The 15132-nt window shown below is 67.0% G+C and carries 13 protein-coding genes; 9 read left to right on the top strand and 4 right to left on the bottom strand.

Going from position 1 to position 15132, the window contains the following annotated elements; all coding sequences use genetic code 11:
• The first annotated feature begins 34 nt into the window (after window positions 1–34).
• A complete protein-coding gene (locus V3596_RS03110; protein ID WP_334276130.1) occupies window positions 35–1648 on the top strand; it encodes a response regulator in 1614 nt (537 codons plus the stop codon).
• A 28-nt stretch (window positions 1649–1676) separates the two neighbouring features.
• Window positions 1677–2309: a sensor histidine kinase gene (locus V3596_RS03105; protein ID WP_334276129.1), complete on the top strand. Its 633-nt coding sequence runs from the start codon at window positions 1677–1679 to the stop codon at window positions 2307–2309.
• Window positions 2310–2313: 4 nt separating this feature from the next.
• Here the strand turns inward: V3596_RS03105 and V3596_RS03100 are convergent, their stop codons facing one another.
• Window positions 2314–3198 (bottom strand): aldose epimerase family protein, encoded by an 885-nt coding sequence (locus V3596_RS03100; RefSeq protein ID WP_334276128.1) that lies wholly within the window; start codon window positions 3196–3198, stop codon window positions 2314–2316.
• 267 nt (window positions 3199–3465) lie between these two features.
• On the opposite strand from V3596_RS03100, the gene V3596_RS03095 reads away from it, so the two are divergent.
• Genes V3596_RS03095 through V3596_RS03085 form a run of 3 tightly spaced genes read left to right on the top strand, consistent with a single transcriptional unit; the run spans window position 3466 to window position 6303 of the window.
• Window positions 3466–4227 carry a GntR family transcriptional regulator gene (locus V3596_RS03095; protein WP_334276127.1) on the top strand — a complete coding sequence of 254 codons (762 nt, stop codon included), beginning with the start codon at window positions 3466–3468 and terminating at the stop codon, window positions 4225–4227.
• Window positions 4220–5536 carry a serine hydrolase domain-containing protein gene (locus tag V3596_RS03090; RefSeq protein ID WP_334276126.1) on the top strand — a complete coding sequence of 439 codons (1317 nt, stop codon included), beginning with the start codon at window positions 4220–4222 and terminating at the stop codon, window positions 5534–5536. The genes V3596_RS03095 and V3596_RS03090 overlap by 8 nt, the downstream gene beginning before the upstream one ends.
• Window positions 5533–6303 carry a phosphodiester glycosidase family protein gene (locus V3596_RS03085; protein ID WP_334276125.1) on the top strand — a complete coding sequence of 257 codons (771 nt, stop codon included), beginning with the start codon at window positions 5533–5535 and terminating at the stop codon, window positions 6301–6303. Before V3596_RS03090 ends, V3596_RS03085 begins: the two co-directional genes overlap by 4 nt.
• Before the next feature lie 14 nt (window positions 6304–6317).
• Here V3596_RS03085 and V3596_RS03080 read toward each other — a convergent pair whose 3' ends face one another.
• The 3 genes from V3596_RS03080 to V3596_RS03070 form a co-directional block, all read right to left on the bottom strand.
• Window positions 6318–7940, bottom strand: a complete 1623-nt coding sequence (locus V3596_RS03080; RefSeq protein WP_334276124.1) for a methyl-accepting chemotaxis protein — start codon at window positions 7938–7940, stop codon at window positions 6318–6320.
• 89 nt (window positions 7941–8029) lie between these two features.
• Window positions 8030–9016, bottom strand: coding sequence for an alginate lyase family protein (locus tag V3596_RS03075; RefSeq protein ID WP_334276123.1), 987 nt, complete (start codon window positions 9014–9016; stop codon window positions 8030–8032).
• Window positions 9016–10170 (bottom strand): alpha-hydroxy acid oxidase, encoded by a 1155-nt coding sequence (locus V3596_RS03070; protein WP_334276122.1) that lies wholly within the window; start codon window positions 10168–10170, stop codon window positions 9016–9018. Before V3596_RS03070 ends, V3596_RS03075 begins: the two co-directional genes overlap by 1 nt.
• A 23-nt stretch (window positions 10171–10193) precedes the next feature.
• Between V3596_RS03070 and V3596_RS03065 the strand changes: the two genes are divergently transcribed.
• The 4 genes from V3596_RS03065 to V3596_RS03050 all read left to right on the top strand — a co-directional run bounded on the left by V3596_RS03065 (window position 10194) and on the right by V3596_RS03050 (window position 14699).
• Window positions 10194–10568 (top strand): YbaN family protein, encoded by a 375-nt coding sequence (locus V3596_RS03065; protein ID WP_334276121.1) that lies wholly within the window; start codon window positions 10194–10196, stop codon window positions 10566–10568.
• Between the two features lie 34 nt (window positions 10569–10602).
• Window positions 10603–12009 (top strand): ATP-dependent RNA helicase DbpA, encoded by a 1407-nt coding sequence (gene dbpA, locus V3596_RS03060; protein ID WP_334276120.1) that lies wholly within the window; start codon window positions 10603–10605, stop codon window positions 12007–12009.
• A 154-nt stretch (window positions 12010–12163) separates the two neighbouring features.
• Window positions 12164–12391: a hypothetical protein gene (locus tag V3596_RS03055; RefSeq protein WP_334276119.1), complete on the top strand. Its 228-nt coding sequence runs from the start codon at window positions 12164–12166 to the stop codon at window positions 12389–12391.
• A 55-nt stretch (window positions 12392–12446) separates the two neighbouring features.
• Window positions 12447–14699: a S9 family peptidase gene (locus tag V3596_RS03050; RefSeq protein WP_334276118.1), complete on the top strand. Its 2253-nt coding sequence runs from the start codon at window positions 12447–12449 to the stop codon at window positions 14697–14699.
• Window positions 14700–15132: the final 433 nt, after the last annotated feature.

Here is a 15132-nt window from a genome sequence, read left to right as displayed (position 1 = left end):
CTGAGACGAGCAACACTCTGCGCAGGGAGCAAGCGTGGCGCCACCGGTGGGCAAGCCCATCACTTCATTCCGGGTGCTGATGGTCGAGGATCAGCAGCAGATGCGGCAGATCATCCGCGAGTCGCTGTACCGGCTGGGCATTCGCCAGGTGGTGATGACAGCGCATGCGGACGAAGCCTTGAAGGCCATGCGTGAAGGCAGCTTCGACCTGGTGCTGTGCGACTACAACCTGGGCGAAGGGGCGGACGGCCAGCAACTGCTCGAAACCGCACGCGGCAATCGCTGTGTCAATCCGCTGGCGCCATGGATCTACATCACGGCCAATTCCTTGCGCGCCGATGTGCTGGCTGCTGGCGACTACCAGCCCGACGGCTATATCCTCAAACCCTTCACCGATCAATTGCTGGCCCGGCAGATCGAGGCGCTGGCCGCCCGCAAGCAGCAGCTCGCGCCCTTGCTGGTGGCGGTGGATGCACGCGATTGGGACCAGGCCATCAGCGTGGCCGACGAATTCATCAAGAAGGCTGACAGCACCCGCGGCGAAGGCTACAAGCAGAAGGCGCAGGCGTTGATGAAGCTGGCCCGCTTCGACGATGCGCGAGCATGTTTCGAGCAGGCGCTCGGCCTGAACTCCGAACTGGCCTGGGCGCAGCTGGGTCTCGCCCAGGCTTTGCGAGCCCTGGGCCGCGCACCGCAAGCCGAGGCTGCGCTGCAGAGATTGGTGCAGGCCCAGCCCGACTATGCAGCCGCCTTCGATCTGTTGCTGGAACTGGCCGAAGAGCGCGGCGATGCCGTCGGTGCGCTGGCGCTGGCAAAGACTCTCGCCGACCTGGCGCCCAATGCCCAGCGCAAGATCAAGCTGGGCGAACTGGCCCAGGCCAACGGCGACGTGGCGTTGGCGGTGCGCGCGCTCGAGTCGGCTGTCACCAAGAATCGCAGTGCGCTGCAGCGCAGTCACCATGAAGGCATGCTGCTGGCCCAGGCGCTGATGGACAACGGCGAGATCGGCAAGGGCGTGATGATGGCCCAGGAACAGGGCAAGCAGTTTGCTGACCTGCCCGCAGCCCGCGCCTTGGGCAAGGCCCTGCAGGCGCAGGGCCTGCACCAGCTGGGCCAGGCTGACAAGGCCGCGACGCTGATGGCCGAGGCCCAGCAAGGCGGCATGGAAGAGCTGCCCGACGCCCACAAGCTGCTGATGGCGCGATCTGCGCTGGCCACCGGCAACCTGGAGCTGGGCCAGGCGCTGATATTGGCCGTGGCCCGCAACAACTCCGACCAGCCGATGATGCTGGCCGCCGCCTTGAACTCCGCCAAGGGCACGGCAGTCGAGGAGGCTTGCCGTGAGCAGGTCGAGCGAGAAGGCAGGGACGTTGACGAGGCGCTGCAGCAGTTGCAGCAAGCCAAGCGGGGCGGCGATCTGGCCCAGGCCATCGTCGTCGGCGAGGCGGCGCTGGTGCGCGCACCGCACAATTTCAGCGTGCTGATCGAGCTTTGCACCCTCTACCTGATCGCAATGAACCGGATGGGACAGGCACAGCAGCATGCCGACCGCGCACGCGAACTGCTGGACCAGTTGACGGCGCGCTATCCGAACCATGACCGCGTGGCGGCAGCCCGCAAGTTCTTCCGCGAGCGTGTCAAGGGATGAGCCTGCAAGCAGACGCGGAGCACGCGTCATGACCACGCCGCTGGACAGCGTCATCGTCCACGACCTGAAGAACCGCCTTGCCTTGCTGGCCGACTCGCTGGCGCGCCTGCAGGTGCTCAGCAGCGCAGGTGAGGCACAGGAACTGGCAGCGGGCAGCCACGCGCAAGTGCTGCAGCTGACCCATAGATTGAGCGGTTTGTTGCTGACCCAGCGCCTGGCCTCCGGTCGCCGGCTGCCTGTGCATCTGCAGGATGAGTCACCGGCACAGATGCTGGAGGAGCTTGCCGACGACGCGCGGCTGCTGGGTGGCGGGCGGCTGCAGATCGAGGTGCGGGCGGCCCCTGAGTTGCCGGCAATGTGGATCTGCGACCGCCATCTGCTGCGCCTGGCGTTGGACTCTGCGCTCTACAACGCCCTGCATTACGCGGTGAGCCGCATCCGGCTGGCCGCTGCCTTGGGCGAGGACGGCATGCTGGTGTTTTCCATCGCCGACGACGGCCCCGGCCCGGCGGCAGCCACGCCGGGCGAGCACAGCACGGGCCTGGGCCTGCAGGTTTGCCGCGCCGTGGCCCAGGCCCATCGCAACAAAGGCCGCGAGGGCCTGAGTCGGCTCAGCGAAGGTGTTGGCGGCGGGGCGCTGTTCGAGCTGCGGATTCCCTGAGCATTCAGCCGAGCTCGATCCGGTAGCCAGCCACGAAGGCCCGACCGGCCGGCAGCAGGATGGCGGCCGGCTTGGCGAGCAGCTCCAGTGGCGTCTGGGCGTCGTCGTCAACGCCATACCAGGGTGCAATGGTGACGAACTCCGCGCCGGGGCGCGACCACAGGCACAGGTGCGGCGCAGCACCGGTATGCAGAGCGAGGCGGCGGCCGTGGCGGCGGTGCAGCAGGTCCAGCCGACGCGAGTTGATGTTCTTGAACACCAGGCCGCCCGCAACGAATTGCTGCGACCCCAGTTGCACGCTTTGCCGGGGCTTGAATTCAAAGGGCTGGGGCAGGGAGCCGAGCAGCCTTCCATCGAGCCGATAGACCTCGGGTGCTTCCGCGCAGTCAAAGCCGACCATCCAGTCCGCCAGGCCCTCGCCCGGCCGCAGCGGCAGGGCCAGTGAGGCCTGCGACCCGAGGCTGAATGCCATCCGTTCCAGACCTCGGTTGCGCACCCGATAGTCCACCACCAGACCATCGCTGCGCAGCGTGAAGGTGACGCGCAATTCGAAATCGAAGGGGTAGCACTCGCGCGTGTGGCTGTCGGCGCGCAGTGTCAGCGTCAGGCTGTGGGCGGCGCGCTCGATCAGGCGGAACTGGGAGCTGCCGGCAATGCCATGCGGCGGCAGGGCATAGAAGCGGCCCGCGTGGGCAAACCCGTCCTCGCGCAAGCGCCCCACGTGCGGGAACTGCAGGGCCGCCGAGCCAAGCCCCTGTGGTTCGGTGCCGCAGTCCGCGCCGCTGCCCTGCCAGAGATAATCGTCGTCGCCGCGACGCAGGCTGCGCAGCTCCGCGCCGACCGACGTGACGGCCGCGCTCAGATCGCCCAGGCGAAGATGGTGCAGCATCGTCAGGCGTGCGGCACGTTGGGCTGGAGGCAGGACTCGTTCATTGGCAGGGAGTCTCGCAAGCCTGGCCCGATTGGCGCCTCGGGAATGCCCGAGGTCGGGCGGCCGCCGTCAGGTCGGCAAAGCGTCATCCGGTTATGGTCTGCTGATGGTTTGGCATCTGGCACACGCGCCGCCGGTTCAGTGGCAGCTGGTCTAGTCGCTACCATCGCGTTAGACCATCTGCAAACCAATTTGCCGGCCTGCCGGCCTAGAGCGAGGGCGCCCATGACCCCGGACCGCAATCAGAAACGCGAGCAATTGAAGCTGCGCCTGCTGGAGCTGATCCAGCAGAACGGAGAGGGTGGCCGCCTGCCGCCAGAGCGCGAGTTGAGCGAACGTTTCGAGGTGGCGCGCGAGACCCTGCGGCGCTGCCTGCGTGAGTTGGAGCTCGACGGCCTCCTGCAGCGCCGGCAGGGCGCGGGCACCTTTGTGTCAGGCCAACCTGTGGTCAAGCAGCCGCTTCTGATGTCTTTCTCGGAAGAGATGCGCCAGCGCGGCCTGGTGCCCTCGAGCGAGGTGCTGAGCAGCCGCCTGCTGGCGGCCGGCGCCAAGCTGGCCCAGCGGCTCAAGGTCATGCCCGGCACACAGCTGCTGGAGGTGCGTCGGCTGCGCCTGGCCAGCGATGAACCGATGGCGCTCGAAACCGTCTACCTCGTTCATTCGCGCGTGCCCGGCTTTGATGCCGCCGTGCTGGCCACGGGCTCGCTGTACGAACTGCTGGAGGCCCGCTATGGCTTGCAGATCCGTGCCGCCAGCCAGCAACTGCAGGCCACCGTCCTGAACGAGGAGGAGGCCGGGGCGCTGGGCGTGGCGCCGTTCTCGCCTTCGCTGCTGGTGGAGCGGCTCTCGCATGCCGGCTCGGGCGAGGTCGTCGAGTACGCCAAGACCCTGTACCGCGCTGATCGCTACCGCTTCGAAGTCCAGGTGATGCGACCCATCGTGACGACGCGTGAGGCCGTCGAAGTCGAGGAAGACGGCGATGAATGAGGTGCAGCGCCGCACGATGCTGAAGTGGGGCGTCGCCGGTGCTGGCGCGAGCGTGGTGTCGATGGCCCAGGCCTCGCCGGATCTGGCGCAGCAACTGCGCGGGCTCGTCGACGACCCGCAATGCCCGCTGCCAGGCCTCAGCGTGCTGGTGTTGCGCCAGGGTGAGGTGGTGTTCGAAGGCCAATACGGTCATCGTGTCGTCGCTTCGGAGAGCCGGCCGGCTTTGCCGGTCACGCCCGACACACTGTTCCGCATCGCCTCGGTCACCAAGCTGGTGGTCTTGTTGGGGATGATGCGTCTGGTTGAAGCCGGCCGCATGAGCCTGGACGAAGACGTGTCCGAGCGCCTGGGCTTCAGGCTGCGGCATCCGCGCTTTGCCGACGTGGCCATCACGCCGCGCCTGCTGCTGAGCCACCGCTCCGGTTTGACCGATGCTGGCGGGCTTTTCTTCGAGCTGCCCGCCACCTTGCAGGGGCTGCTGGGCGCGCAAGGCAGCATCGCAGCCCGGGCCTGGGGCGAACGGGCGCCGGGGGCCTTCTTCCAGTATTGCAATCTGAACTATGGTGTCCTCGCTTCGGTGATGGAAGTCGCCGCTGGTCGGCGCTTCGATCACTTGATGCGGGAGCTGGTGCAGGTGCCGCTGGGCATGGCGGGCGGCTTTGATGCCTCGGCGCTGCCGCCCGAGCAACTGGCCCAGGTGGCCGTGCTCTATCGCAAGCGCCGCGACGAACAGCCATATGACACGGCCGGCCCCTGGGTGCCGCAGGTCGACGACTTCAGCCGCGAGCCGCCCAAGCCGTTCAAGGGTCTGGCCGACTACAAGCTGGGCAGCAACGGCACGCTGTTCGGTCCGCAAGGACGGCTGCGCGTGCGCGTGAAAGACCTGGGCACCATTGCCCGCATGCTGCTGGCCGAAGGGCGGCATGACGGCCGGGCCTTCCTCAGGCCTGAGAGCGTGCGCCTGATCTGCACCGAGCAATGGCGTTTTGAAGCCCAGGCCGGCAACGGCGACAACCTGGGTGGCCTGTTCCAGGCCTGGGGCGTGGGACTGCAGCATTTCATCGACCGCAGCGAAGGCGGGCGGGGCGATCGCGTCTTTGCAGGTCAGGAAGCCTGGGGGCATCTCGGCTTTGCCTATGGCTTGCATTCCGGCCTGCTGATCGATCCGCGGCGCGGCAACGGCATCGCCTACGCGATCTCGGGCGAAGGTGCAGACCCGGAGAAGTTCCGCGGGCGGCATTCCAGCCTGCCGCTGTTTGAGGAGCGTCTGCAGGGCATGCTCTGGGCCCACGCAAAGGAGGGCGCATGAGGCGCATGCTGCTGGGCTGGCTGGTTCTTGCGCTGGCGGGTTGCGCCAGCATTCCCGCGCGCATCCAGGCGAACAGCGCGGGCCTGGACTATGCGCGGATCACGCCTTTCCCGGACAGCGTGGTGCATGCGCTGCGGGTTGACTTGCAAACCGTCAAGCTCAGCGTCTCGCCGCCAGCCGAGCGCGGCCAGGCCATCGACAACATGCCCAGCGCCGCCGGCGCATTGGCCAGCATCAATGTGTCCTTCTTCAACAAGGAGTACCAGGTGCGTGGCATCACCATCAGCGATGGAGAGGCCTGGGAGCCGGTGTTCGAGATTGCCAGGAGCCCCGTGCTGGCCTGCGATGCGGCCCAGCATTGCGTGATCGAGCTGAAGCCGGAGAAGGCCCGGCCCGAATGGCGCAATGTGATGGCTGGCACGCCCTGGCTGCTGGACCATGGCCGCCAACGCACCGCCGAGGACGACGCCACTTGCAAGAACCTTTGCGCAATGGTGCATCCGCGCACCGCCGTGGGCCTGGATGCCTCCGGCCGCTTCCTGATCATCGCGCTGGCCGAAGGCCGCCGGCCGCCGGTGCTGGGCCTATCGCTGGCGCAGATGTCAGCGGTGATGGCGCAGCTCGGCGCGGTGCACGCCATCAACCTCGATGGCGGTGGCTCGTCCACCTTGCTACTGCAGGGCCGCTCAGCGATGGAGCGCCCCTTCAACGAACCCGCGCTGCGCAAGGTGGCGAACGCCTTGCATTTGTTCGCCGTGCCGCGCTGAGCAGCAGCAAGCGCTCAGGAGTTGGCCCAGAGATTGCCGCTCGCCGCGGCGCCTGCTGGGGCCTTCGCAACGCTTCGCGCCACCGATCCGCTCTCAAGCCTGAAGCTCGCCACCGCTTCCAGCAGCGTGGCCGCCTGCGCTTTCAGGCTTTCACTGGCGGCAGTGCTTTCTTCGACCAGCGCCGCGTTCTGCTGCGTGGCATGGTCCAGCTGCGTCACGGCCTCGCCCACCTGCGCGATGCCGGCGCTCTGCTCGCTGCTGGCGCTGCTGATCTCGCCGACGATGTCTGCCACACGTTGCACCGAGGTGACGATGTCGCCCATGGTCTTGCCGGCGCGGTCCACCAGCAGGGTGCCGGTCTGGACCCGCTCGACCGAATCGTTGATCAAGGACTTGATTTCCTTGGCGGCCTCGGCGCTGCGCTGTGCCAGGCTGCGTACCTCGCTGGCCACCACAGCAAAGCCACGCCCCTGTTCGCCAGCGCGGGCCGCCTCGACCGCCGCGTTCAGCGCCAGGATATTGGTCTGGAAGGCGATGCCGTCGATGGTGCCGATGATGTCGGCAATGCGCTTGGAGCTGTCTTCGATACCCCGCATCGTGGTGACCACCTCGCCCACCACCGCGCCACCGTCGCGCGCCACGGTGCTGGCGCTTTTGGCCAGCTGATTGGCCTGCTGGGCGCTGTCGGCGTTCTGTCGTACGGTGGCGCTGAGCTCTTCCATCGTGGCCGAGGTCTGCTCCAGGGACGAGGCCTGCTCCTCGGTGCGGGCCGAGAGGTCGACATTGCCCTGGGCAATCTGTGCGCTGGCTGACGCGACCGATTCGGCGCCCTGGCGCACGGTGCCGACGGTGGCTGCCAGTGCCTGCTGCATGCGCTGCAGGGCGGCCAGCAGCCGCGCGGTTTCGTCGCTGCCTTCGAAGTTGATGCGCTGGCTCAGGTCTCCGTCGGCCACCTGATCGGCCACTTGCACAGCCTGAGCGAGCGGCGCGGTAATCGCGCGAATCAGGAACAAGGCCATGGCAATGGCGGCTGCAGCGGCCAGTGCGGACACGCTCAGCAGCCACATCTGGGCTGAGCCGAACACCTGCTCGGCGTGCAGGGCCGAGGCGCTTGCACCCTTGGCATTGATGTCGACCAGGTCTTGCAGGTCCTTGCTGGCGCGCAGATAGGCCTGGCGAGCTTCGCCACCCTGGATGCGACGGCCTTCCTCGGCATTGCCTGCGTTGACCGCGACCACGGCACGCGCTGCAAGCGACTGGTACTCGCTCCAGGCGGCATCGAACTTCTCGTAGAGCTTGCGCTCTTCCTCGTCGTTGATCAATGACTTGTAGTCGGTCGAGGCGACGCGCATCTCGTCCCTTGCCTTGGCCATATTGGCTTCGGCGATCTTGCTCTGTTCCGGCGTGCTGGCTGCCATCGCCTGCAGGAGGCCGACGCGGTAATCGGAGGCGCTTGCGTCCATCACGCCGGCCAGGCGAACGGCGGGCAGCCAGTTGCCGCTGATCTCCCTGGAGTCAGCCTGTACCAGCTGCAGACGGCTGTTGGCGAACCAGGCCAGGCCGACGAGCAGGAGCAGCATGAGGGCGAAGGCTGCTGTGAGTTTGCGAGCGATGCTGATGTTCTTCAAAGATGGCATGAACGACTCCTTGTTGAAGCTTGGGCCTTGGGTCGCCAATCGCTACCAGCCCGGGTGGCATCGTCGGGCCATCGAAGTAGCGGCGCAAGTCAGCGCGTCGAAAAGAAGCGCTTGGACGACATCAGATGAAGGTCGCCGCCGAGTGTGGTGTTGCGCAAGGGGCCGTTGGTGGGTATGGCAAGCACCCTCTGTCGCCGGGCTTCGCCGCGCTGCGAATAGAAGACAGCCCAGCCTGTGATGCCGCCGCGCGGCAGCTCCTGGCTGAGACCGGTTCGGTTGACAAACCAGGCCGGATCGGCAATGCCGGAAGCGGTGCGCTCGACCAGCAAGTCCAGCCGCGATCCCTGCAGCGCGTACCAATCCTCGCCGTCGCGCGCTGCCAGTTCGGCTGTCAGTACCAGCGGGGCCAGCGCATAGTTGTGATACGCCAGCGCCTTGCCGGCGCGGGCCAGTTCCTGTGGCAGGCTGCCGTCGTCCTGGATGTCGCTCAAGGCATCGTTGAAGAGCTCGCGGGCTGCGCTGCGCAGTTCGGTGTCAGCGGTGGCGCTGGCCGTGGCCATGATGGCGAGGCCGACCCAGTAGGCATGGTTGTTGCGCGCTGACTTGCTGTGGCGGATGTGGTTCAGTGCCTCACCGGCGACGCGGCGCAGCCAGCCGTCGATCTGCGACTGCTGATCGGCGCTCGCCTGGGGCCGCAGCTTCAGGTAGGCCAGGGCCAGCGAAGCCAGGGTCCATTTGCGCAGGTATTGCGCCTGGCTGGTCGCGATCCTGCCCAGCATCGCTTCGCCGGCAGCCCAATGCTGAAGCCATGCGAGTGCGCAACCGGCGTTTTCCGCCGCATCGGCTCCGCCCGCCAGCACCCTGTCGGCTCGCCGGCTGATCTGGTCGGCGAAGTCGGTGAAGGGCCTGGCTGCCGCTTCGTTCTGCGCCTTCAGGACCGGGTCGACGATGGAGTGGTTCTTGTCGCTGTAGTAGCCGTTGCCCTGCATGTCTCGAAGTGCTGGCTGTGCATCGGGGCAGGGCGCGGACTCGGCCAGGCCTGCCAGCAGGATCAGCGAAACAAGTAGCGCCCGCATCAGGCCTGCGGAAAGCTGCCCGGCAGGAGGATGCCGCTGTCCACCTTCTTCAGCTGCGTGTGGCCGCAAAAGGCCATGGTCACGTCGAGCTCCTTGTGGATGATCTGCAAGGCCTTGGTCACACCCGGCTGGCCCATGGCGCCGAGGCCGTATAGGAAGGCCCGGCCTATCCAGGCGCCGCGAGCGCCGAGGGCCCAGGCCTTGAGCACGTCCTGGCCGGAGCGCACGCCGCCGTCCATGTGCACTTCGATCCTGGAGCCCACGGCATCGACGATGCGCGGCAAGGCATGGATGCTCGACTCGGCGCCGTCCAGCTGGCGGCCGCCATGGTTGCTGACCACCAGCGCATCAGCGCCGGAGTTGGCCGCAAGCCTGGCGTCCTCGACATCCATGATGCCCTTGAGGATCAGCTTGCCGCCCCAGCGCTGCTTGACCCATTCCACGTCGGCCCAGGAGAGGCGCGGGTCGAACTGCTCATTGGTCCAGGAGGCGAGCGACTTCATGTCGGTGACGGCCTTCACATGGCCGACGAGATTGCCGAAAGTGCGGCGCTTCGTGCCCAGCATGCCCAGGCACCAGCGCGGCTTGGTCGCGAGGTTGATCAGGTTGGCGAGGGTCGGGCGAGGTGGAGCAGTAAGCCCGTTCTTGATGTCCTTGTGGCGCTGGCCAATCACCTGCAGGTCGAGCGTCAACACCAGCGCGCTGCAGCGGGCGGCGCGGGCGCGCTCGATCATGCGCTCCATCGCATCGCGGTCGCGCATCATGTAGAGCTGGAACCAGAAGGGCGCCGTGGTGTGGGCGGCGATGTCCTCGATCGAGCAGATGCTCATCGTCGACAGCGTGAACGGGATGCCGAAAGCCTCGGCCGCCTTGGCCGCCAGGATCTCGCCATCGGCATGCTGCATGCCGGTCAGGCCCGTGGGCGCTATCGCCACCGGCATCTTGGCGTCCTGGCCCACCAGCTTCACCGCCGTGCTGCGGTTTTCCATGTTCACGGCCACGCGCTGGCGCAGCTTGATGGCCTGGAAATCCGACTCGTTGGCGCGGTAGGTGCCTTCGGTCCAGGAGCCCGAATCGGCGTAGTCATAGAACATCCGTGGCACGCGTTTTTCGGCCAGGACACGCAGGTCTTCGATGCAGGTGATGGCAGGCATGGCGGCCACTCTACACTGGCGCCGTGCCCAACTCGACCCCACTCGCCCTGCGCGTTCTCTGGCTGCTGGCCGGCCTCGCCGCGCTTGTGCTAGGCATCGTCGGCATCTTCGTGCCGCTGCTGCCGACCACGCCTTTCGTGCTGCTGGCGGCCTTCTGTTTTGCCCGCGCCAGCAAGCGTTGCGAGGCCTGGTTGTTGAGTCACAAGACCTTCGGGCCCATGGTGCGGAACTGGCGCGCGCGCCGCGCGATTCCGCTTCGGGCCAAGCAACTGGCCTGGGTCATGATGACCTTCGGTTGCGCCGTGGCCGCATGGCGGCTGCCGCTGGCCTGGTCCTGGCTGCCTGCCGCGATTTGCCTCTGCGTGGCGGTCTGGATGTACCGGCTGCCGAGCAAGTAAAGGCTCGCGCGAGGCGGCCTGGGATAATCCTTCGATGAACACGTTCCCGCAGTCTTTCGCCGTCCTGCCGCTGTCCGCAGCCATGCAGGCCAATCTGGCCCAGCTGGGCTTCACCGAAATGACCGCGATCCAGGCCCTTTCCCTGCGCAAGTCGCTCGCCGGCACCGACCTGATCGCGCAAGCGCAGACCGGCAGCGGCAAGACCGTGGCCTTCGGCCTCTCGCTGCTGCACCGGCTCGACGCTTCGCGCATGAACGTGCAGTCGCTGGTGCTTTGCCCCACGCGTGAATTGGCCGATCAGGTCGCCGAAGTGTTGCGCCAGCTCGCGCGCGCCGCGGAAAACATCAAGATCTTGACTGTTTGCGGCGGCGTGCCGATGCGCAACCAGATTGCCAGCCTCGAGTTCGGCGCCCACGTCATCGTCGGCACGCCGGGCCGCATCCTCGACCACCTCGAGCGCGGCACGCTGGACCTGTCGCAGCTCAACACGCTGGTGCTCGACGAAGCGGATCGCATGCTGGACATGGGCTTTGTGGAAGACATCGCCACAGTCGTGAAGGCGGCGCCCAAGAACCGCCAGACGCTCCTGTTCTCGGCCACCTGGCCCGAGGGCGTGGCCGGCCTAGCTCAGCGCTTCATGCGCGACCCGCAGACGGTCAAGGCCGAAGCGGCCGCCGCGCCGCGCCAGATCCAGCAGATCGCGTTCGAGGTGAGCGAAGGCGACCGCCTGCACGCCGTCTCGCAATTGCTCCTGCACTACCGTCCGGCGCGCACGCTGGCTTTCTGCAATACGCGCCAGCAATGCCGTGATCTGGTGGACGTCCTGCAGGCACAGGGCATCGTCGCCCTCGCGCTGCATGGCGAGCTCGAGCAGCGCGAGCGCGACCAGGTGCTGATCCAGTTCACCAACAGCAGCTGCTCGGTGCTGGTGGCCACCGATGTGGCTGCGCGCGGCCTGGACATCGCCGAGCTGGAATGCGTGATCAACGTGGACATCGCGGCGGATGCGGAGAGTCATCTGCACCGCATCGGCCGCACTGGCCGCGCGGGCGCTGAAGGCCTGGCCCTGAACCTGGCAAGCCTGGACGAGATGGGTCGCATCGGGCGCATCGAGCAACTGCTGGGCTATGCCCTGAAGTGGAAGCCGCTGGCTGAAATGACGGCAGCCTCCAAGGCGCCGCTGCTGCCAGCCATGGACACCTTGCAGATCCTCGGCGGCAAGAAGGAAAAGATCCGCCGCGGCGACATCCTGGGTGCGCTCACTGGCGAGGCCGGTTTCGAGGCCGCCCAGATCGGCAAGATCCACGTGACCGACTTTCATTGCTACGTGGCCGTGGAGCGCAGCATCGCCCGCGAGGTGGTCAAGCGCCTGTCGGACGGCAAGCTGAAGGGGCGCAAGGTCAAGGTGCGCCGCCTGGCTGATCTGGCACCCCTCGACTGAAGGGGCGGACGGCTGGGCGATCCCCCCCGGGTCACGGGTTGAATCAGTGGTGGGGCCAGAAGCTGCGCCTTATTGCACGCAGGCTTCTCCAAAACACTCCTAGTCTTGCTTCAAGAGGCCGAAATCAAGGCAGAGGCAAGGCAAGGAGCCCATCATGGAAAGCAAACTGAGCCACGGACTTTCGATTGCGGGTGGCGCCCACTACGAACTGCGCTTCCAGTCGCTGTATCACGCTGGCCGCGGCCTGGCTTTTCCCTGCGACGCCCGAGGCGAAGTGCCGCTGGACGACCTGAGCCCGCGAGCGCTGGAAAACTACCTGTTTGCCCGCGCTGTCATCGGGGACGAATATTCGACGCCCGAGGTTCGCGAGTGCGGTGACTGAAGTCATTGGGTGAGGACCCCATGGCTTGCGGCGGCTGCTGCATTTAGCATGCGGCATGCGCAAACCCCTGACCCTCACCCTGCTGGCCGCCGCCCTGGCCGCCAGCGTCTCGCCCCTGGTCGCGGCCCCTGCCGCCACCGATGAACTCACCCTGGACCGCATTTATGCCGATCCGCCGCTGGCGGGCCGGCTGCCGCGTGCGGCAAACCTGTCGCCGGCTGGTCAGTGGCTGACCTTTCTGCAGCCCTCGGAGGCCGACAGCGAAGTGATGGAACTGTGGGGCCAGCCGCTGCCCGCAGGCAAGCCGCGTCGCTTGCTGGCGATGTCCGACCTGATCGGCGGCGCCAAGGCTGAGCTCACCGAGGCCGAAAAGATGGCGCTGGAGCGCCGTCGCATCCAGGGCAGCGGCATCCTGAGCTATCAGTGGTGCGGCGAGGATGACAAGCGCCTCCTGGTGCCGATGTCGGGCGCGCTGTATGCCGTTGAGCTCAATGGCGACGCTGCGCCGAAGTCACGCAAGCTGACCGAAGCCGGCGGCGACCCGGCCCGTGAGCCGCAGTGCGACAAGGCCGGCCGCCAGGTTGCCTTCGTCAAGGGCGGCGACCTGTATGTGCAGTCGCTGAACGAAGGCGGCGCCAAGCGCCTGACCTTGAGCGGCAGCAAGACCATGAGCACCGGCCTGGCCGAGTTCATCGCCGAGGAAGAGCTGGACCGCCACAAGGGCTTCTGGTGGTCGCCGGACGGCAAGGCTGTCCTTGCCATCGAAGTGGACGAAAGCCCGGTGCCGATCAAGGTGCGCGCGCAGATCTTTGCGGACCGCACCGCGATGACCGAGCAGCGCTATCCCGGCGCCGGTCAGCCCAACGCCAAGCTGCGCGCCCTGAACATCGATGTGGCGAGCGGCAGCATTACGCCGCTGCCCTTGCCGACCGAAGCCGAGTACATCGCCCGTGCTGGCTGGTTTGCCGACGGCAAGCCCTGGCTGCAATGGCTGACCCGCGACCAGACGCGACTGGACCTGGTCGAGTTCGATGGCGGCAAGGCGCGCACCGTGCTCTCCGAGCGCGACCCGGCCTGGGTCGAGCTGCACAACGACTTGCGTGAACTGCCGGCGATGAAGCTGTCCGGCCATCCGGCGCTCCTGTGGTCCAGCGAGCGCAGTGGCCGCCGCCAGCTCTGGCTGCTGGACCGCGTGAGCGGCGCGGTCAAGCAACTGACGCAGCAGCCCGAGATGGTGGCCGGCGTCGTCTGTGCCGCTGACAAGCGCATCGTCTTTTCCGGCGTGACCGAACGCGGCCGCGGCAAGGAATTGTTCGAGACCGACCTGAACGGCAAGACCCGGATGATCGATCCCGGTCAGCCGCGCCGCACCCGCGGCGCGTCGGGCGACAGCAGCTGCCAGCGTTTGCTGATGAGCGAATCCAGCTGGGGCAAGGTGCCGACCACTCGCGTGATCTCGATTGACGGCAAGGCCGCGCCGATCGAAGTCGAGGGCAGCCCTGCCGACCCGCTCCTCGCGCGCATCGTGCCGGAGCAGCAGGTGCTGGACATCATTTCTGCCGATGGCAAGACGCCGCTCAACGCCACTTACTCGCCGCCGCTCAAGGCCTCGGCCTCGGGCAAGAACCCGGTCATCGTGCAGGCCTATGGTGGCCCGCATGGCGCCTCGGTGGGCTGGCGCTACAGCGGTGGCATGGCGCTTGAAGCCTACTGGCAGCGGTTGGGCTTTGGCGTGATGACGGTGGACACGCGCGGCATGGCCAACCGTGACCGCGACTTCACGCATGCGCACTACCGCGCCATCGGCAAGATCGAAGTGGCCGACCTGTTCGCCGCGGTTCGCCAGCTGCCCAAGCTGGTGCCTTCGGTCGACCCGGCGCGCATCGGCTTCACCGGCTGGTCCTACGGCGGCTTCCTGGCTGCGCGTTCGATGCTGGACACCGACACACCGTTCGCCGCCGCCTTTGCCGGCGCACCGCCGACGGACTGGACGCTTTACGACACGGCTTACACGGAGCGTTATCTCGGCATCGACCCGCAGGGCGGCAAGGCACCGGCTTATGCCGAAGCCAACCTGATCCCGCGCGCCAAGTACCTGTCCAAGCCACTGATGCTGATCCACGGCACGGCCGACGACAACGTGCTGTTCGAGAACTCACTCAAGCTGATCGAAGCCCTGCAGAACGAAGGCAAGATCTTCGAGACGACGATCTACCCGGGCAAAGCCCACGGCATCGCCGGCCGCAAGTCGAGACTGCATCTGGCCAAGACGCAGACGGACTTCTTCGTCCGCCACCTCAAGCCCTGAGGGAAAGTGGGCTTATGAATTGAAAACGGCGCCGAAGGCGCCGTTTCTCTTGGTGACGTGTCTCGGCACGTTGCGGCCGTTCGCTTCGCGCTTGCAGAGGTCGGGCGGTAGGCACAGGCTGGCCCCGCCACCGGGCTCATGGTGCGCGGGTTGGCCTCGCGGCCAACTCCCCTCGGTGCTCGCATCACGGGCCGGCGGCGCGCAACTCGCTCCACTCACTTCGTTCGTGCCGCTCAGACAGGGCGCGCCAAGTCAGTTGTTGAAGCGTGCTGCGCACGCCCGGCCCGTGCTGCTGCGCTCTCGGCCGCGCACAAATCGCCCGGCAGCGGGGCCAGCCTGTGCCGGCGAGAGGTCGTTGCCTGCGAGCAAACACCCCCACGCGGCGCTGCGTTGCACGGTGACCCCGGGCAGCTGCGCGGTGAATGCAAGGGGC

The sequence above is a fragment of the Roseateles microcysteis genome, assembly GCF_036880965.1.
Taxonomy (GTDB): Bacteria; Pseudomonadota; Gammaproteobacteria; order Burkholderiales; family Burkholderiaceae_C; genus JAUASW01.
This window is presented reverse-complemented; position numbering and strand designations above follow the sequence as displayed.